Source organism: Pseudomonas sp. W2Oct36 (assembly GCF_041060465.1).
Taxonomy (GTDB): domain Bacteria; phylum Pseudomonadota; class Gammaproteobacteria; order Pseudomonadales; family Pseudomonadaceae; genus Aquipseudomonas; species Aquipseudomonas graminis_B.
This window is the reverse complement of the sequence record NZ_JAUERW010000012.1, coordinates 54,640-73,913: the sequence shown is the minus strand read 5'-3', so window position 1 is coordinate 73,913 and position 19,274 is coordinate 54,640. Positions and strand designations below refer to the sequence as shown.

Annotated in this window: 11 protein-coding genes; 6 read left to right on the top strand and 5 right to left on the bottom strand. The window is 61.7% G+C overall.

What is annotated here, in order from left to right; translation table 11 throughout:
- The gene (locus QWI18_RS16640) at positions 1–1,347 is read right to left on the bottom strand and encodes an NCS2 family permease (RefSeq protein ID WP_296311766.1); all 1,347 of its coding nucleotides are present in this window, start codon (positions 1,345–1,347) and stop codon (positions 1–3) included.
- Between the two features lie 356 nt (positions 1,348–1,703).
- Here QWI18_RS16640 and QWI18_RS16635 point away from each other — a divergent pair, with 356 nt between their 5' ends.
- On the top strand, positions 1,704–2,468 hold the full coding sequence (locus QWI18_RS16635) for a GntR family transcriptional regulator (protein WP_192130065.1): 765 nt from the start codon (positions 1,704–1,706) through the stop codon (positions 2,466–2,468).
- Between the two features lie 259 nt (positions 2,469–2,727).
- Here QWI18_RS16635 and guaD read toward each other — a convergent pair whose 3' ends face one another.
- The 4 genes from guaD to xdhA all read right to left on the bottom strand — a co-directional run bounded on the left by guaD (position 2,728) and on the right by xdhA (position 8,942).
- The gene (gene guaD / locus QWI18_RS16630) at positions 2,728–4,044 is read right to left on the bottom strand and encodes a guanine deaminase (RefSeq protein ID WP_369319302.1); all 1,317 of its coding nucleotides are present in this window, start codon (positions 4,042–4,044) and stop codon (positions 2,728–2,730) included.
- A 24-nt stretch (positions 4,045–4,068) separates the two neighbouring features.
- Complete coding sequence (xdhC, locus tag QWI18_RS16625) at positions 4,069–4,908, bottom strand: xanthine dehydrogenase accessory protein XdhC (protein ID WP_369319301.1); 840 nt, start codon at positions 4,906–4,908, stop codon at positions 4,069–4,071.
- Positions 4,909–5,071: 163 nt separating this feature from the next.
- Positions 5,072–7,480, bottom strand: a complete 2,409-nt coding sequence (gene xdhB / locus QWI18_RS16620) for a xanthine dehydrogenase molybdopterin binding subunit (RefSeq protein ID WP_369319300.1) — start codon at positions 7,478–7,480, stop codon at positions 5,072–5,074.
- Positions 7,473–8,942 (bottom strand): xanthine dehydrogenase small subunit, encoded by a 1,470-nt coding sequence (gene xdhA / locus QWI18_RS16615; RefSeq protein WP_369319299.1) that lies wholly within the window; start codon positions 8,940–8,942, stop codon positions 7,473–7,475. Before xdhA ends, xdhB begins: the two co-directional genes overlap by 8 nt.
- Before the next feature lie 318 nt (positions 8,943–9,260).
- On the opposite strand from xdhA, the gene QWI18_RS16610 reads away from it, so the two are divergent.
- The 5 genes from QWI18_RS16610 (at position 9,261) to QWI18_RS16590 (ending at position 18,739) form a co-directional block, all read left to right on the top strand.
- Positions 9,261–9,920 carry a GntR family transcriptional regulator gene (locus tag QWI18_RS16610; protein WP_065988713.1) on the top strand — a complete coding sequence of 220 codons (660 nt, stop codon included), beginning with the start codon at positions 9,261–9,263 and terminating at the stop codon, positions 9,918–9,920.
- Positions 9,921–9,923: 3 nt separating this feature from the next.
- Complete coding sequence (gene smc, locus QWI18_RS16605; protein WP_369319298.1) at positions 9,924–13,412, top strand: chromosome segregation protein SMC; 3,489 nt, start codon at positions 9,924–9,926, stop codon at positions 13,410–13,412.
- A gap of 274 nt (positions 13,413–13,686) precedes the next feature.
- The gene (zipA, locus tag QWI18_RS16600; RefSeq protein WP_065988711.1) at positions 13,687–14,535 is read left to right on the top strand and encodes a cell division protein ZipA; all 849 of its coding nucleotides are present in this window, start codon (positions 13,687–13,689) and stop codon (positions 14,533–14,535) included.
- 74 nt (positions 14,536–14,609) lie between these two features.
- Entirely contained in the window at positions 14,610–16,958 is a 2,349-nt protein-coding gene (ligA, locus tag QWI18_RS16595) for an NAD-dependent DNA ligase LigA (RefSeq protein WP_369319297.1), read from the top strand.
- Between the two features lie 677 nt (positions 16,959–17,635).
- Positions 17,636–18,739 carry an IS110 family transposase gene (locus QWI18_RS16590; protein ID WP_369319296.1) on the top strand — a complete coding sequence of 368 codons (1,104 nt, stop codon included), beginning with the start codon at positions 17,636–17,638 and terminating at the stop codon, positions 18,737–18,739.
- Positions 18,740–19,274 lie beyond the last annotated feature (535 nt).

Genomic DNA, 19,274 nt, shown 5'->3' with positions numbered 1-19,274 from the left:
TTACAGAAACACAAACTTGGCGATGAAGATCGCGCAGAGCGCCCACAGGCTGACCGAAATCTCCCTGTGTTTGCCGGTGCCGGCTTTGAGCACTACGTAAGTGATAAAGCCCAGCGCGATGCCGTCGGCGACTGAGAACGTCAGCGGCATCATGATCGCCGTGACGATCGCCGGGATGCTGTCGGTGGCTTCGTCCCAGTCGATGTGCGCCATGCCGCCCATCATCAACATCGCCACATAAATCAATGCCCCTGCCGTCGCGTAGGCGGGAATCATGCCAGCCAGCGGGGCGAAGAACATCGCCGCCACGAACAGCACGCCCACGGTCACGGCGGTCAGCCCCGTCCGCCCCCCGGCCGCCACGCCCGAGGCGCTCTCCACGTAGCTGGTCACTGGCGGCACACCGACCATTGCGCCGAACACGCTGGAGGCGCTGTCTGCCTTCAAGGCCCGTGAGAGGTTCTCGATGCGACCGTCTTCGCGCACCAGACCGGCGCGCTGTGCCACACCCATGAGCGTGCCGGCCGTGTCGAACATGTGCACGAACAGAAACGCCAGCACTACGCTGATCATGCTGACGTTGAACACGCCCGCCAGGTCCATGGCCATCCAGGTCGGCGCCAGGCTCGGCGGGGTGGAGAAGATGCCGTTGTAATGCACCAGCCCCAGGCCCCAGCCGGCCAGCGTCACCGCGATGATGCTGATGAGGATCGCGCCGAAGACCCGGTGGTAACTGAGCACGGCGATCATCAGAAAGCAGATGGCGGCGAGCAGCGGACCGGGTTCGCGCAACGAGCCGAGCTTGATCAGCGTCGCCGGGCTGTCGACCACGATGCCGGCGGTCTTCAGGCCGATCAGCCCGAGAAACAGGCCGACCCCGGCGCCCATGGCGTAGCGCAGGCTGACCGGGATGCTGTTGAGCAGCCATTCGCGGATCCGCGACAGCGTCAGGAACATGAAGATCACGCCCGAGACGAACACCGCGCCCAAGGCCGTTTCCCAGCTGTAACCCATGGTGCCGACAACGGTGTAGGTGAAGAACGCATTCAGGCCCATCCCCGGCGCCAGGCCCACCGGCCAGTTGGCGTACAGCCCCATCAGCAGGCAACCCAGCGCCGCGGCGATGCAGGTCGCGACGAACGCCGCGCCATGATCGATGCCGGCGTCGGCCATGATGTTGGGGTTGACGAAGATGATGTAGGCCATGGTGATGAAGGTCGTGAGCCCCGCCAGCAGCTCGGTCCGGACGGTCGTGCCGTGCAGGCTCAGTTTGAAGAGGCGTTCAAGCAGGCCTTTGCGCGGCAGCGTGAGATCCAGCGGCGTGGCTTCGGTTTTGCGACTTTCCACAGTGAAATCCTCGGGACGTTTTTGTTGTTATGACAAAGCCGGTTGCGGGCTCCGGGAGGCGGTGGACCTGTCAGGCCGATTTGTTGACTGAGAGGTCAGCAACAAGCACGAGGGATTATGCTTTTGTATACAAATAATGCAAATAATGTTTTCGATATTGTTCGGGATATTTGGCGGATTGTGTGCATAACGCACCGTCGGTTCGGGGCCTGTGCAGACGTTGCCGGCTGTGTACAATGCGCCATTACTTTTACTGTGAGTTTGCCGGGATATCTGCTATTGGTTGCTCCAACAGTGGTCGTACCCGCTCTGATCACGGCAAGGCCCCGCGCCGGATTCTGTTACCACGAGTGCCCATGAACGATCAGCTGCAACCCCTCAAGAAACACTCACGCACGGCCAAATCCGGCCGTACCGGCACCCAGGACGACATCGTCTACGCGCACATTTTCGAGGCGATTCTCGAACAGCGCCTGGCGCCCGGCACCAAACTGAGTGAAGAAGCCCTGGGTGAAATCTTCGGCGTCAGCCGCACCATCATTCGTCGCGCACTCTCGCGACTGGCCCACGAGGGGGTGGTGTTGTTGCGCCCTAACCGTGGGGCGGTGGTGGCCAGCCCGAGCGTCGAAGAGGCACGACAGGTGTTCTTCGCCCGGCGTCTGGTGGAGAAGGCGATCACTGAACTGGCGGTCGAGCACGCCACCGCGGAACAGCTCAGCGAGCTGCGCCAGATGGTCAGCGACGAGCGCGACAGTTTTTCCAAAGGGGATCGCGGAGCAGGCATTCGTCTGTCGGGGGAATTCCATCTGAAGCTGGCGGAAGCGGCGAAAAACGCTCCGCTCATCAGCTTCCAGCGAAGTCTGGTCTCGCAGACCTCGCTGATCATCGCGCAGTACGAAAGCGGCAACCGCTCGCACTGCTCATACGATGAACACACCCAACTGATCGACGCCATCGAAGCCCGCGACGCGACCCTGGCGGTGAACCTGATGATGCACCACATGGATCACATCGACAGCAAGCTCAACCTCGACGAAGACAGCGCCTCCGACGACCTCCACGCCGTGTTCTCCCACCTGATGCTGCCGAAGAAAAAAGCAGGGCGCAGCACCGCAGTCTGAATGTGACAGTGACCGGGGTGGCGCTCCACCTTGCTCACGAATGCGGTGGGTCAGCCTCATCCAGGCTGACTGACAAAACGCCTTCGCGAGCAAGCTCACTCCTACAGTTTCCAGCTGTCATCCAAATCCGCGTCGAGCGCAGATCTCCTGTAGGAGCAATCGGAGGTTACGACGGTCGCGAAGCGTCGGGCCTGCGAAATCAACGTCGGCTGACACACTGCATTCGCGGGCTAGCGCTCCTACCGTTTGCGGAATCGCCTCAACGCCTATGCACCAACGCCCCCGCCGAATACGTTTCGCTCACGGTCCGGTCATCCCCCAGGGTCATCAGCACAAACAACCGCTCTTCGATGCTGGTCGCCTGACTCATGCGGTAGGCCAGCAGCGGTGTGGCGTTGAAGTCCAGCACCACGAAGTCCGCTTCGCTGCCCGGCTGCAGATTGCCGATCTTGTCTTCCAGCCGCAGTGCCCGTGCGCCGCCCAGTGTCGCCAGATACAGCGATTTGAACGGGCTCAGTTTGGCGCCTTGCAGCTGCATGACTTTGTACGCCTCGTTCAGCGTGTGCAGCAGCGAGAAGCTCGTCCCGGCGCCGACGTCAGTCCCGAGTCCTACATTGACCTTGTGCTTTTCCGCCATCGGCAAGTTGAACAGCCCACTGCCGAGGAACAGGTTGGAGGTCGGGCAGAAGGCAATGGCTGACCCGGTTTCTGCCAGGCGTTCACACTCTTGGTCGCACAGGTGCACGCCATGGGCGAACATCGAGCGCTCTCCGAGCAGGTTGAAATGGTCGTACACATCCAGGTAGTTCTTGCGCTCCGGGAACAGCGCCTTGACCCACTCGACTTCCTTCAGGTTTTCACTGATGTGGGTCTGCATGTACAGGTCGGGGTATTCGGTCAGCAACTGGCCGGCCAGGGTCAATTGCTCGGGCGTGCTGGTCGGGGCGAAGCGCGGGGTGACGGCGTAATGCAGACGGCCCTTGCCATGCCAGCGCTCGATCAGCGCCTTGCTGTCGACGTAGCTGGATTCAGCGGTGTCCACCAGATAATCCGGCGCGTTGCGGTCCATCATCACCTTGCCGGCAATCAGGCGCAGATTGAGCTTCTCGGCGGCACTGAACAGCGCCTCCACCGACTCCTTGTGACGACTGCCGAACACCAGAGCCGTGGTGGTGCCGTTGCGCAGCAGTTCCTTGAGAAAGATGTCAGCCACCTGCGCCGAATGCTCGGGGTCTTCGAACTGCTTCTCGCAGGGAAAGACGTAAGTGTTCAGCCAGTCGAGTAACTGCTCGCCGTAGGACCCCACCATGCCGGTCTGCGGCAAATGGATATGGGTGTCGATGAAACCGGCGGTGATCAGCGCGTCCTGATAGCTGACGATTTCGACGTCGTCGGCGAGGGTCTTCAACAGGTCTTCGGCATTGCCGAGGGCGATGATCTTGCCGTTGTCGACCACCATCAGGCCGTCTTCGAAATATTCGTACGACGCTTCCACCGCTACGTCGGCAGGGTCGGCGATGCTGTGAATGATGGCGGCGCGGTAGGCTTTTTGGGCGGTGCTGATATCTGTGGTCATGTCAGTTGATCGTTCTTCCGGGATTCATTGGGCCTGGCTGCGGCGGGACACCGGCAGCAGCTTGGCGACAGGTTCGGCGGTGGTGCTTTGCTCGCCGAAATGAGCGTTGTAGGTGGCGATCACTTCGCCGGCGATGGACACGGCGATTTCCATAGGCAGCTTGCCTTTGACCTCGGTCAGGCCCATCGGGCACCGCATCCGCTGCAGCACCGCAGCATCGAAGCCGCGATCCCGCAGGCGATGCTCGAACTTCACGCGCTTGGTTTTCGAGCCGATCAGGCCGAAATAGCTGAAGTCGCCACGCTTGAGAATCGCAGCGGCGAGTTCTAGGTCCAGCTGATGATTGTGGGTCATGACGATGCAATAGCTGCCAGCGGGGAGGTTATCGACTTCTTCGATGACGTCCTCGCTTAGGATCTGCGTCACGCCGTCTGGCAGGTGCGCGGGAAATTCGGCCTCGCGGGAATCGATCCAGCGCACGCGGCAGGGCAGGCTGGCCAGCAGCGGCACCAGCGCCCGACCCACGTGGCCGGCGCCGAAAACGGCAATGTGCGCCTGGGGCTGGCCCATGGGTTCGAACAGCAACACGTTAACGCCGCCGCAGCACTGACCCAGGCTGGCGCCAAGGCTGAAGCGCTCCAGGCGGGTGTGCTGGCTACCGCTGGCGAGCATCTCCCGGGCAATTTCCATGGCCTTGTATTCCAGATGCCCGCCGCCGATGGTGTCGAAGATCCGCCCGGCGCTGACGACCATTTTCGAGCCGGCATTGCGCGGCGTCGAGCCCCGCTCCTCGATGATGGTCACCAGCACGCAGGCCTCGCCCTGCTGCTGCAAATCGGCGAGAGCGCTGATCCAGTTATTCATGTGATTTCTCCTGATCGGCGGGTTGGCAGATCAAACATCGTCATTGCCCGTGCTGGCCTCATCGCGAGCAAGCTCACTCCTACAGGCTCGCATTTGGACTGTAGGAACGACCGGGGTGGCGCTCCACCTTGCTCGCGAAGGCGTTGGCTCAAGCCACCACTGTTCAAACTGGCGAACCCGCCAGCTCATGGGCGACACCTTCCGCTTCCGGCGCCGCAACCCGCAACGCGCGCATCTGCTCACACCCCCACAACACCCGTTCCGGGGTCGCCGGCGCGTCGATCTTCGGTTGATGCCGGTAATCGCCCAGGCTCGCCACCGCGTCCTTGATCGCGCACCACGCGGCGATGCCCAGCATGAACGGCGGCTCACCCACGGCTTTGGAATGGAACACCGTGTCTTCGGGGTTCTTGCGGTTCTCCACCAGCTTCACCCGCAGGTCCGCCGGCATGTCGGCCACGGCCGGAATCTTGTAGCCCGCCGGGCCGTTGGTCATCAGTTTGCCCTTGTCGTTCCAGACCAGTTCCTCGGTGGTCAGCCAGCCCATCCCCTGAATATAGCCGCCCTCGACCTGGCCGATGTCGATGGCCGGGTTCAGCGAGGCGCCGACGTCATGAAGGATGTCCGTGCGCAGCATTTTGTATTCGCCGGTCAGGGTGTCGACCAGCACCTCGGTGCAAGCCGCGCCGAAGGCAAAGTAATAGAAGGGCCGGCCGCGCGCCTGGCTGCGGTCGTAGAAGATCTTCGGCGTCTTGTAATAGCCCGTGCTCGACAGCGACACCTGGCCCATCCACGCCTGCTGGGCGAGGGTGTCGAAGCTGATGACCTGCTCGCCGACGCGCACATGACCGTTGCGAAACTCGACCCGCGACTCATCGCACTGATAATGCCTGGCTGCGAATTCCACCAGCCGCTGCTTGAGGATTTCCGCAGCGTTCTGCGCGGCCTTGCCGTTCAAGTCAGCGCCGCTGGAGGCGGCCGTCGGCGATGTATTCGGCACCTTGTCGGTATTCGTCGCGGTGATCTGCACACGGTCGATGTCGACCTGGAACACCTCGGCCACCACCTGCGCCACCTTGACGTTCAGACCCTGGCCCATCTCGGTGCCGCCGTGGTTCAGGTGGATACTGCCGTCGGTGTAAATGTGGATCAGCGCGCCGGCCTGGTTGAGAAAGCTGGCAGTGAAGGAAATGCCGAATTTCACCGGAATCAGGGCCAGGCCTTTCTTCAGAATCGGGCTGTGGGCGTTGTAGGCCGTGATCGCTTTGCGTCGCTCGACGTAGTCACTGCTTTCTTCCAGTTCGGCGGTCATTTCCTCGAGCATGTTGTGCTCGACCGTCTGGTAGTAATGGGTCACGTTGCGCTCGGTCTTGCCGTAATAGTTGGCCTTGCGCACCGCCAGCGGGTCCTTGCCCAGATGCCGGGCGATGACGTCCATGACTTCCTCGATAGCGACCATCCCCTGGGGGCCGCCGAAGCCACGATAAGCGGTATTCGACGCGGTGTTGGTCTTGCAGCGATGGCCGTTGATCGTGGCGTCGCCCAGGTAATACGAATTGTCGGCGTGAAACATCGCGCGGTCGACGATGGACGCCGACAGGTCCGGCGAATAACCGCAGTTGCCCGCCAGCTCCAGCTGAATCCCGTGCAAGCGTCCGTCGTCGTCGAACCCCACGTCGTACTCGACGTAAAACGGGTGCCGCTTGCCGGTCATCATCATGTCTTCCACGCGGGGAAGGCGCATCTTGGTCGGCTGACCGGTCAGACGCGCAACCACCGCGCACAGGCACGCGGGGCTCGCGGCCTGGGTTTCCTTACCGCCGAAGCCGCCGCCCATACGGCGCATGTCGACGACGATCTTGTTCATCGACACGTCCAGCACTTCGGCGACGAGCTTCTGCACCTCGGTCGGGTTCTGCGTCGAGCAATAGACGATCATGCCGCCGTCTTCCGTGGGCATCACCGACGAAATCTGCGTCTCCAGGTAGAAGTGTTCCTGACCGCCGATGTGCAGCGTGCCCTGAATGCGGTGGGTGGCGGACGCCAGCGCCGTCGCTGAATCACCGCGCTGGTGGGTGTGGCTGTCGAGCACGAAGTGCTTGTTGCGGTAGGCCTGGACGACGTCGAGCACCGGCTCCAAGTCTTCGTATTCGATGATCGCGGCCATGGCCGCCTTGCGTGCGGTTTCCAGATCCCGGGCGGCCACGGCAATGACCGGCTGACCGACGAACTCGACCGTGTCGATGGCCAGCAACGGGTCGCCGGGCAGCAGCGGGCCGATGTCCTTGAGCCCCGGAATGTCTTCATGGGTGATGGCGATGCGCACGCCGTCGAAGGCGTAGCAGGGCGACACGTCGACGCGGACGATGCGCGCGTGGGCACGGTCGGACAGCCGTGCATACACGTGCAGCTGATTGGGGAATTCGAGGCGGTCGTCGATGTAGATCGCTTCGCCGGAGACGTGCTTGTCGGCGCTGTCGTGCTTGACGCTGCGGCCCACGCCGGTGGTCAGGTCCTGTTGGAACAGGGCGACCATTTCTTCCTGGGACTTGGCTGAATGATGGTTAGACATAAGCTGTCACCCGCGTCTGGATGTGGGGCGTTTGCACTTCGATGAAGTACTTACGCAGCAGGTTCTGTGCGCTGAGCAGGCGGTATTCCTTGCTCGCGCGGAAATCCGTCAGCGGCGTGAAATCTTCGGCCAGTGCGGCGCAGGCACGCTCGATGGTGGCCGACGTCCACGGCTGGCCGATCAGTGCCTTTTCGCAATGGGCGGCGCGTTTGGGGATCGCCGCCATGCCGCCAAACGCCGCGCGGGCGTCGACGATGGCACCGTTCTCGACGTGCACGCGGAACGCTGCGCAGACCGCCGAGATGTCGTCGTCCAGCCGCTTGGAAACCTTGTACGCGCGAAACGTCTGTCGGGCGTTGGCGCGGGGCACGATGATGCGCTCGATGAACTCGCTTTCCTGACGTACCGTCACCCGGTAATCGATGAAGTAATCCTCCAGCGCCAGGGTGCGGGTCTGCTCGCCTTTGCGCAGCACGATCTTCGCGCCCAGGGCGATGAGCAGGGGCGGCGAGTCGCCAATCGGGGACGCGTTGCCGATGTTGCCGCCGAGGGTGCCCTGATTGCGGATCTGCAGCGATGCAAAACGGTGCAGCAATTCACCGAAATCCGGGTACTCGCGGCTCAGTGCTTCGTAGCAATCGGTGAGCGCCGTGGCCGCGCCGATCTCGATGCGGTCTTCGAAATGCTCGATCTTCTTCATCGCCGCGACGTTGCCGACGTAGATCATCACCGGCAGCGGGCGATGGAATTGCGTCACTTCAAGGGCCAGGTCGGTGCCGCCGGCCAAGAGCCGGGCCTGGGGATTGGCCTCGTAGAGTTCGGCCAGATCCGCCACGGTCAGCGGCACCAGGCAGCGCTTGTCGCCGCTGTTCAGCTCGCCGGTTTGCGTCGGCGCAATGGCCTTGAGGCGGGCGATGGTCTGAGCTTTCAGGGCATCGAACTGGTCAGCCTGCGGTTGGCTGCAGCTTTGCTCGGCCGCCGCGAGGATCGGTCGATAGCCGGTGCAACGGCATAGGTTTCCGGCCAAGGCTTCGTGGGCCTGGGCGTGCCTGGTGTCGGAGGAGGCGGATTCGGCGCTGTTCTTTTGCAGCGCGAACAGCGACATGACAAAGCCCGGCGTGCAGAAACCGCACTGGGAGCCGTGGCAGTCGACCATCGCCTGCTGAACGCTATGCAAGCGTCCCTGATGCTTGAGGTCTTCAACGCTGATCAGTTGCTTGCCGTGCAGCGAGGCCACGAAGGTCAGACAGGAATTGAGGCTGCGATAACTCAGTTGCTCCCGGCCCGCCGCATCGGTGGTCAGCTCGCCAACGACCACGGTGCACGCGCCGCAATCGCCGCTGGCGCAGCCTTCTTTGGTGCCGGACTTGTGCAGATGCTCGCGCAGATAGTTGAGCACCGTCACATTGGGGTCCAGAGCCTGTTCGGTTTTCAGCTCTTGGTTCAGGAGAAACTGGATCACGGGTCGCGCCTCGTTCTTGTCATTTAAAAGCACTGGTCACAGCTGCCGGCGGAGGGGTCATCGAACATGTCGATGAATCTATCAGCTCTGACTATCGGGTCAATTAATTTCTGACTCAAAGGTCAAGAAATTCATTATTTCGAAATATGGCCGATAACTCAGGTGAACATGATGTTTAAAGACTGGGTGCGCGTGAGCAGAACATATCCGTGTTTCTGCTTAATTCGTGCCAGTTTCCACAGTATGGCCCTGCGCCACAGACCTGCAGTGCGATACACTCCGCCGCTTGTTTGCGACCCAAGAAGTTGAAGGTAAGAAATGACGTTCAAGGCACCTGACAGCCTCGCCGAGCAGATCGCTCACCACCTTGCCGAGCGCATCATCCGCGGCGAGCTCAAGCCAGGGGAGCGGATTCAGGAGCAGAAGGTCACGGCCGCGCTGAACGTGAGCCGGGGCTCGGTGCGAGAGGCGTTGCTGATTCTCGAACGCCGCCACCTGATCGTGATCCTGCCCCGTCGTGGCGCGCAGGTGTCGGTCCTGACCCCGCACAACATCACCAGCCTCTGCGCCTTGATGAGCGAGATGTATATCCTGCTCGGTCTGGCCGTGGCGCGCAGCTGGAAGGAGCCGGTCGATCTGGCGCCGTTCCAGCAGATTCAGCAGCGGCTCATGGCCAGTTGCGAGCGCCAGGACGTGAAAGGCTTCGTCGAAGAGAGCTTCAACGTGATGCGCGCGGCCTATCCGTTCGCCAACAACCCGTACCTGGAAGAGACCGTCGAGAACCTGCAGCCCTCCATGAGCCGCTTCTATTTCCTCGCCCTGGATCAACGCGAGGCGGAAATGAGCGAATACCTGACTCTGTTCGGCCAGTTGCTCGAAGCGGTGGTGGCGCGGGATCTGGCGCGCATCCGCGACGTGCTGACCTGCTACGCCGAGCGCAGCTGCCAATCGGTTTTGTCTGCCCTGGCGGCCAGCTGATTCATGCGCCTCAAGTGCATCAGACTGGCCGGGTTCAAATCGTTCGTCGACCCGACGACGGTGAACTTCCCCAGCAACATGGCGGCCGTGGTCGGTCCCAATGGATGCGGCAAATCCAACATCATCGACGCGGTGCGCTGGGTCATGGGCGAAAGCTCGGCCAAGAACCTGCGCGGCGAGTCGATGACCGATGTCATCTTCAACGGCTCCACCAGCCGCAAGCCGGTGAGTCAGGCGAGCATCGAGCTGGTTTTCGATAACTCCGACGGCACCCTGGTCGGCGAATACGCCAGCTACGCGGAAATCTCCATTCGCCGCAAAGTCACCCGCGACAGCCAGAACAGCTATTACCTCAACGGCACCAAATGCCGTCGCCGCGACATCACCGACATCTTCCTCGGTACCGGCCTGGGCCCGCGCAGCTACTCGATCATCGAGCAGGGCATGATCTCCAAGCTGATCGAAGCCAAGCCCGAAGACCTGCGCAATTTCATCGAAGAAGCTGCCGGCATCTCCAAGTACAAGGAGCGCCGCCGCGACACCGAAAACCGCATTCGCCGCACCCACGAAAACCTCGCGCGCCTGACCGATTTGCGCGAAGAACTGGGTCGGCAGCTGGAGCGCCTGCAGCGTCAGGCCCAGGCGGCCGAGAAGTATCAGGAATACAAAGCCGAAGAGCGTCAGCTCAAGGCGCAGCTGTCGGCGTTGCGCTGGCAGGCGCTGAACGAGCAAGTGGCCCAGCGCGAATCGGTGATCGGCAATCAGGAGGTCGGCTTCGAGTCATTGGTCGCCGACCAGCGCAGCGCCGACGCGGCCATCGAGCGCCTGCGCGATGGCCATCACGACCTGTCCGAGCGATTCAACCTCGTGCAGGGGCGCTTCTATTCCGTGGGCGGCGACATCGCCCGGGTCGAGCAGAGCATCCAGCACGGTCAGCAACGCTTGCGTCAGTTGCAAGACGACCTGCGCGAAGCCGAGCGCGCGCGCCTGGAAACCGAATCCCACCTGGGCCACGACCGCACACTGCTGGCGACCCTTGGCGAAGAGCTGGAAATGCTCGAGCCGGAGCAGGAAATCACCCTCGCCGCCGCCGAAGAGTCCGCCGCCGCGCTGGAAGACGCCGAAACCGCCATGCACGGCTGGCAGGAGCAGTGGGACGCCTTCAACCTCACCTCCGCCGAACCCCGGCGGCAGGCGGAAGTGCAGCAGTCGCGCATTCAGCAGCTGGAAACCAGCCTGGAGCGCCTGGCCGAGCGTCAGCGGCGTTTGGGTGAAGAGCGCCAATTGCTCGCGGCTGACCCCGAAGACGCCGCGATTCTCGAACTCAGCGAAGACCTCGCCGCGCGGGAAATGGCTTTCGAAGAACTGACCGCTGAAGAAGAACACCTGATCGAGCGCCTTGAGCAACTGCGCGTCGATCTGCAACAGGCCACCCAGGCGCAGCAACAGGCCCAGGGCGATCTGCAACGCTTGAACGGTCGCCTCGCTTCGCTGGAAGCCTTGCAACAGGCGGCACTCGATCCCGGCACCGGCACAGCCGAATGGCTGCGCGATCATCAGCTCAGCGACTGTCCGCGTCTGGCCGAAGGGCTGCGGGTCGAGGCGGGCTGGGAAATGGCCGTGGAAACCGTGCTGGGCGCCGACCTGAATGCGGTGCTGGTGGATGATTTCGCCGGGCTCGATCTGGCCGGATTCAGTCAGGGCGACCTGCGCCTGGTGAGTCCCGGCGCTGATGTCACGCGCATACCTGGCAGTTTGCTGGACAAAGTCGATACGCAGGTCGATCTGGCCCACTGGCTGGGCCAAGTCAAACCCGTGGAAACCCTCGACGATGCCTTGGCGCTTCGCGGCCAACTGGGCGCCGGTGAAAGCCTGATCAGCCGCGACGGCTATTGGGTCGGTAGGGACTTTCTCCGCGTGCGCCGCGCCAGCGAGGCCGAAAGCGGCGTGCTGGCGCGGGGTCAGGAATTGCAGCGCCTTGAAGCCGAGCGCGACGAACGTGAGGCGACCCTGGCCGCGCTAGATGAACAATTGCTAACTCAGCGCGAGCAGCAACGCACCCAGGAAGACAACCGCGAGCAATTGCGCCGTCGCCTGCAGGACGAAGCCCGTCAGCAGAGCGAGCTCAAGGCGCAGTTGTCCGCTGCCAAAGCCAAGGTCGAGCAACTGACCCTGCGCCGGACGCGGCTCGATGAAGAATTGGCCGAGCTCGCTGAACAGCGGGCCATGGAGCAGGAAACCCTCGGCGAATCCCGCCTGCAGTTGCAGGACGCCCTCGACAGCATGGCGCTGGACACCGAACAGCGCGAGCTGCTGCTGGCCCAGCGCGACAGCCTGCGCGAGCGCCTGGACCGGGTGCGTCAGGAAGCCCGGCAGCATAAGGATCACGCCAACCAGTTGGCCGTGCGCCTGGGTTCGCTGCGCGCGCAGCATGATTCCACCCGTCAGGCCCTGGAGCGGCTGGAGATGCAGTCCGAGCGCCTGACCGAGAAGCGCGAGCAGTTGAGCCTGAATCTGGAGGAGGGCGCCGCGCCGCTGGAAGAATTGCGCATGAAGCTCGAAGAGCTGCTGGAAAAGCGCATGGTCGTCGACGAAGAGATGCGCACCGCCAAGAACGCTCTGGAAGACGCCGACCGCGAACTGCGGGAAGCCGAGAAACGTCGCAACCAGGCCGAGCAGCAATCGGCGCTGTTGCGTGGGCAACTAGAGCAACAGCGCCTGGAATGGCAGACCCTGACCGTAAGGCGCAAGGCGCTTCAGGAGCAACTGCACGAAGACGGCTACGACCTGGATGGCGTGCTGGCGACCCTGACCGCCGACGCCAACGAGAAGGCCGCCGAAGAAGAACTGGAGCGCATCGCCGCACGGATTCAGCGTCTGGGCGCCATCAACCTTGCAGCCATCGACGAGTATCAGCAGCAGTCCGAACGCAAACGCTATCTGGACGCCCAGGACGCCGATCTGGTCGAAGCGCTGGACACGCTGGAAAGCGTGATTCGCAAAATCGACAAGGAAACCCGCAACCGCTTCAAAGAGACCTTTGATCAGATAAACAGCGGAATTCAGGCACTTTTTCCAAAAGTTTTCGGTGGCGGCAGCGCTTACTTGGAACTGACGGGCGAAGATTTACTCGATACAGGGGTGACGATCATGGCGCGTCCTCCCGGCAAGAAAAACAGCACGATCCATTTGCTGTCCGGGGGTGAGAAAGCCCTGACCGCGCTGGCGCTGGTTTTTGCCATCTTCAAACTCAACCCGGCGCCGTTCTGCATGCTCGACGAAGTCGATGCGCCGCTGGACGACGCAAACGTGGGGCGCTACGCCCGGTTGGTCAAAGAGATGTCCCAGACGGTGCAGTTCATCTACATCACCCACAACAAGATCGCCATGGAAATGGCTGACCAGTTGATGGGCGTCACCATGCACGAACCGGGTTGTTCAAGGCTGGTGGCGGTGGACGTAGAGGAGGCGATGGCGCTGGTGGAGTCATAGCAGGATGCGCAGTTGATCGCGTGGCGATCATGAAGATTTGCAGGGAAAAGTGGCGCACGGACGTCCAGTACAGGAACCACCGCCGCAGCGTGACAGATGCTTGTGACCTGCCAGATGTAACAGACGGTGTAAAGTTGCCTTTGGTCGTGCTAGCTTAATGTCCACTTTTCCATTTCGCGTGGGTAAAAGGCCATTCAGAACATAGAGTTGGCTCCACGTTTTAAAGGGGTTTGCGCCCTTAATTTTCAGAATTTCATTAGAGGCACGGGACTACATGGAAATCGGTCTGCGAGAGTGGCTGATCGTCATCGGCATTATTGTGATTGCCGGTATTCTGTTTGACGGCTGGCGCCGTATGCGCGGCGGCAAGGGCAAATTGAAATTCAGGCTGGACCGCAACTTATCCAACCTGCCGGACGACGACGAACCAACGTCCGCCGAAGTGCTGGGCCCTGCGCGCGTCCTCGACACCCATAAAGAACCGAAACTCGACGAGCATGACCTGCCGACGATGAGTGCAGCGCCCCGGGAGCGCGCCGAACGTGAACCGCGACGGGGCAAGCGCAAGGACGAGCCGCATCAGGGCGACCTCAACCTGAGCGCCGGTCCTGACCTGTTCAGTGCCCGCGACGACGACTTCCCGGACGACAAGCCGAACCAGCGCATCACCGAAGACAAGGACCTGCCACCGGTGGAAGAAGTGCTGGTGATCAGCGTGATCTCCCGGGACGAAAGCGGCTTCAAAGGTCCGGCGCTGTTGCAGAACATTCTGGAAAGCGGCCTGCGCTTTGGCGAAATGGACATTTTCCACCGTCACGAAAGCATGGCCGGCAACGGCGAGGTGCTGTTCTCGATGGCCAATGCGGTCAAGCCGGGCGTGTTCGATCTGGACGATATCGACCACTTCAGCACCCGCGCCGTCAGCTTCTTCCTCGGTCTACCAGGGCCGCGTCATCCGAAGCAGGCGTTTGATGTCATGGTCGCCGCCGCTCGCAAGCTGGCCCACGAGCTCAACGGTGAATTGAAAGATGACCAGCGCAGCGTCATGACCGCGCAAACCATCGAGCATTACCGTCAGCGCATCGTCGAGTTCGAACGCCGCGCCCTGACCCAGCGCCGTTGATTGGCGCTCCCACAGATTCAAGCATCACCAATTGAGCAGCTTCGGCTGCTCTTTTGCATTTCGAGATTATTTTTATGAAAGCCGCCGAAACCCGCATCCTTGAACTGCGCGCTGAGCTGGATCAGCACAATTACCGCTATCACGTGCTCGACGAGCCAAGCATCCCGGACGTCGAGTACGACCGGCTGTTCCACGAGCTGAAGGCGCTGGAGGCGGAGAACCCGCATCTGGTGACCCCTGACTCGCCGACCCAGCGGGTGGGCAGTGCGGCACTGTCGGCGTTCACCCAGGTGCGCCACGAAATCCCCATGCTGAGCCTCGGCAACGCCTTCGAAGAAACCGACATGCTCGAGTTCGATCGTCGGGTCAACGAAGGGCTGGACCTGCCGGCTGCTTCGAAGAAGGTGGAATACAGCTGCGAGCCGAAACTCGACGGCCTGGCGGTCAGCCTGCTGTACCAGAACGGCGCGCTGGTGCGTGGTGCCACCCGCGGCGACGGCACCACCGGCGAAGACATCAGCGTCAACGTGCGCACCGTGCGCAATATCCCGCTGAAGCTGCACGGCAAGGGCTGGCCGGACATCCTCGAAGTGCGCGGCGAAGTCTTCATGTCCAAGGCCGGCTTCGAGCGCCTGAACGCCAGTCAGCTTGAAGTGGGTGGCAAGACCTTCGCTAATCCGCGCAACGCGGCGGCCGGCAGCCTGCGCCAGCTGGATTCGAAAATCACCGCCAACCGCCCGCTGGAATTTTGCTGCTATGGCATCGGCCAGGTGTCCCACGACATCGCCGACACCCACACCGGCAACCTCCAGCAGCTGAAAGAGTGGGGCATGCCGATCAGCCGCGAGATGAAAGTTGCCCACGGCATCGAAGACTGTCTGACGTACTACCACGACATCGGCGAGAAACGTCTCACGCTCCCGTACGAAATCGACGGCGTGGTGTTCAAGGTGAACAGCGTTGCCGCCCAGCGCGAGCTGGGTTTCCGCGCCCGTGAACCACGCTGGGCCATCGCCCACAAATTCCCGGCCATGGAAGAACTCACCGAGCTGATCGACGTGGAATTCCAGGTCGGCCGCACCGGCGCCGTCACGCCGGTGGCGCGTTTGAAGCCGGTGAAAGTCGCCGGTGTGACGGTCGCCAACGCGACGCTGCACAACATGGACGAAGTGGCGCGTCTGGGCCTGATGATCGGCGACACGGTGATCATCCGCCGCGCCGGGGACGTGATTCCCCAGGTGGTGCAGGTCGTGCAAGAACGACGCCCGACAGACGCCCGCGCCGTCGAGATCCCGCAGACCTGCCCGGTGTGCGGCTCCCAGGTCGAGCGCACGCAGTTGATCAAGCGCAGCAAGGGCAAGGAAACCATTAGCGAAGGCGCGGTGTATCGCTGCGTCGGCCGTCTGGCCTGCGGCGCGCAGCTCAAGCAGGCGATCATCCATTACGTGTCCCGTCGGGCGATGGACATCGAAGGCCTGGGCGACAAGACCATCGAGCAGTTGGTGGACGAGAAGCTCATCGGTTCGCCCGCCGATCTGTACAAGCTGAAGTACGAGCAGATCATCGATCTGGAGGGTTTTGCCGAGATCTCCAGCAAGAAGCTGCTCAAGGCCATCGATGACAGCAAGCAGCCGACGCTGGCGCGCTTCATCTATGCGCTGGGCATTCCGGACGTGGGTGAGGAGACGGCCAAGGTGCTGGCGCGCTCGTTGGGTTCGCTGGATCGGGTGATTGTCGCGCTGCCGGAGGTGCTGACGTATCTGCCGGACGTGGGCCTGGAAGTCGCCCATGAGATCCACAGTTTTTTCGAAGACGAGCACAACCAGAACGTGATCGGGGCCTTGCTCGGCGAATGCCAGATGGAGCTTCAGGACACGGGCGACTTGGGCGCTGAGTTCGCAGCCAGTGCGACCTTGGGCGGGATGCTGGACAAGCTGAATATTCCGTCGGTAGGGCCGGGTGCGGCGCAGAAACTGGCGGACAAGTTCGGCACCCTTGAGGCGGTGGTTTCGGCGGACTGGCTGGATATGCGGCAGACGCTGCCGGAGAAGCAGGCGCAGGCGGTGCGGGCGTTTTTCGATGTCCCGGAGCATGCGCAGCGGGCGTTGGCGATCGAGCAGCAGCTGAAGGGTTTCGGCATGCACTGGCAGAGCGAGAAAAAGGTGGTGGAGGGTTTGCCGCTGGCCGGGCAGACGTGGGTCTTGACCGGTTCGCTGGAGTTGATGAGCCGGGATGTGGCGAAGGAGAAGCTGGAGGGGCTGGGGGCGAAGGTGTCGGGTTCGGTCTCGGCGAAGACCCACACGGTGGTGGCCGGGCCGGGGGCGGGCTCGAAGTTGACCAAGGCCAACGAGCTGGGGCTGAAGGTGCTCGACGAAGAGGCGTTTGTGGGGTTTCTGAAGCAACAAGGCGTTGAGGTCGGCTAGATCAAGATCAAGATCAAGGTCCTTAAGATCAAGAGCGTCTGCCTGGGGGCAGACTGTTTCGCCTTCGGCGAGTTACTTGATAAAGCCCCAAGTAACCAAGGGCTTGTGCTCTTGGTTGGGCCCGACTTCGTCGGGTTCCTTCACTCCGGTCTCGCTCCGTGGGCCCGCGCCGAACGGACATCCATGTCCTGACGGCGCTCTCGCCGCATCCCTGCGGCTCGGCCCACTGCGCGAGACCTGCGTTCAGCCTGCACCCAAGTCGCGTTCTGCGGTGTTTGGGCTTTTTGTGCAGGAAGATCAAAAGCGCTTTTAAAGCAGATCAAAAGCTTCCCGGCTAAAGCCGGTCCTACAGTCGAGGTCTGCCGCGACTCTCGCAGAATGCACGCGCTGCCTTTAGTGGGACCGGCTTTAGCCGGGAAGAGGCCGGTTGAGTCACCATCAATTTCGCAGTTCGGCAACTGATCGTTCCCACGCTCCGCGTGGGCATGCATCCCAAGACGCTCCGCGTCATGCAGGGACGCGGAGCGTCCGAGGCGGCGTTACCACGCGGAGCGTGGGAACGATCAACGATCAGCAGAAACAACGCGCACCCGTAATTGGATGGACTCGCCCAAGCCGAGGCGTCAGTAGCGCCACGGTGGCATTCTTAAGAAGCCAACGACAGCGAGGGCGAGCCCATGAAAAAGCATACGATCAAAAGTAACGCCTTGTCTTCAGCCGATGTATCGGCTTGTTCGACAGTGGCTGTGGATCTTGCCAAAAACGTGTTCCAGATAGCCGGAGAGGACGCCTTTGGTGAGGTCATTTACGAAAGCCGCATCAAGTCACGCGAAGCCTTTGTGGCATTTTTAAAAACCCTGCCGCCAGGTGTAACGGTGCTGATGGAAACCGGCCCTGGCGCACAGTCATGGGCGCGGCTGTTGCAGGCGCAAGGCAACCCGGTGCGAATTTTACCGGCGCAACATGTCGCCAATCATCGCAGCGGCGCCAAGAATGACCGCAACGATGCGCTGGCGATATTGCGCTCGGGACGAGATGTAAACATTGCTTCAGTACCCGTCAAAAGCACCGCTCAATTGGCCATGCAGGCCTTGCATCGGATTCGACAAGGGTATGTAAAGCGGCTTACCGCGATGGGTAATCAGATACGCGGGTTGTTGCTGGAACAGGGCATTGCGATGGCGCAAGGGGCGGTAGCCCTAAGTCGAAATGTCCCACGGATACTGGAAGACGCCACCCAGCCGTTGCCAGATATGTTGCGCGAGCTGATCGACGAACTGCTGGGCGAATGGAGTCAGCTGGGTGAACGCATCGATGTGCTGACGGGGCGTCTGGAAGCAGCAGCACGCCAAGACGAGACGGCAAAGCGTCTGATGACGGTACGCGGCATCGGCCCTGTCATCGCCACGGCCTTGCTGGCCAAACAGACTGAACCTGAGCGCTTCGCCAACGCACGAATGTTCGCCGCCTACTTCGGCACGGTTCCTGAACAAAACAGCAGCGGACAGAAAACCCGACTGGGTAAAATTTGCAAACGTGGTGATGGCTATATTCGCAGCCTGTCGATTCAGGGAGCGCACGCCGTGTTAAGACAGGTGCGGCCTGATTCGGAGCATCCGGATGATCGCCGGTTGCGACGCTGGCTAAGTCGGCACGGTCAAAAAGGGGCGGCCGTCAGGCTGGCCAACCGAAACCTGCGTATCGTCTGGGTCTTGCTGCAAAACGATCAAACCTATCGTCGCCAGCCAGCAGATTGCCAGGAGGCGGCGATGAATCATTAATCAACCGAGTTCTGCCACCGGGGTGCTGAGTCACCTCAACCGCTGCTGAAGAACATTGACCCTTGGTCAGACCGTCGCGGACAGATGCCTGCGGTCCTACTGGCCCTTTGAGGCCTTATCGTAATCGGCATACCGCGAGCTCACCCAATGTTGGCCAGAAGCTGATGATGCTTCCTCGAACAGGCCTTATACATAGATGCAACCGGGTAGCAGTGTTCGAAAAGCAGGTTGAATGTGGGGGCGAGTCCATACATAGGACCGGCTTCAGCCGGGAAGCCTTTGATCTGCACTTGATCTTGATCTTCATACACAGCCAGCCCAGACACCGCCAATCGCGACTTGGGTGCAGGCCGAACGCAGACGACGCGGAGTGGGCCGAGCGGCATGGATGCCGCGAGAGCGCCGTCAGGACATGGATGTCCGTTCGGCGCGGGCCCACGGAGCGTCGTCGGAGTGAGGGAACCCTGAGGAACGAAGGGCCAAACCAGGAGCAGGCACCCTTGGTTACTTGGGGATGGTGCGACTTTCGACTTTT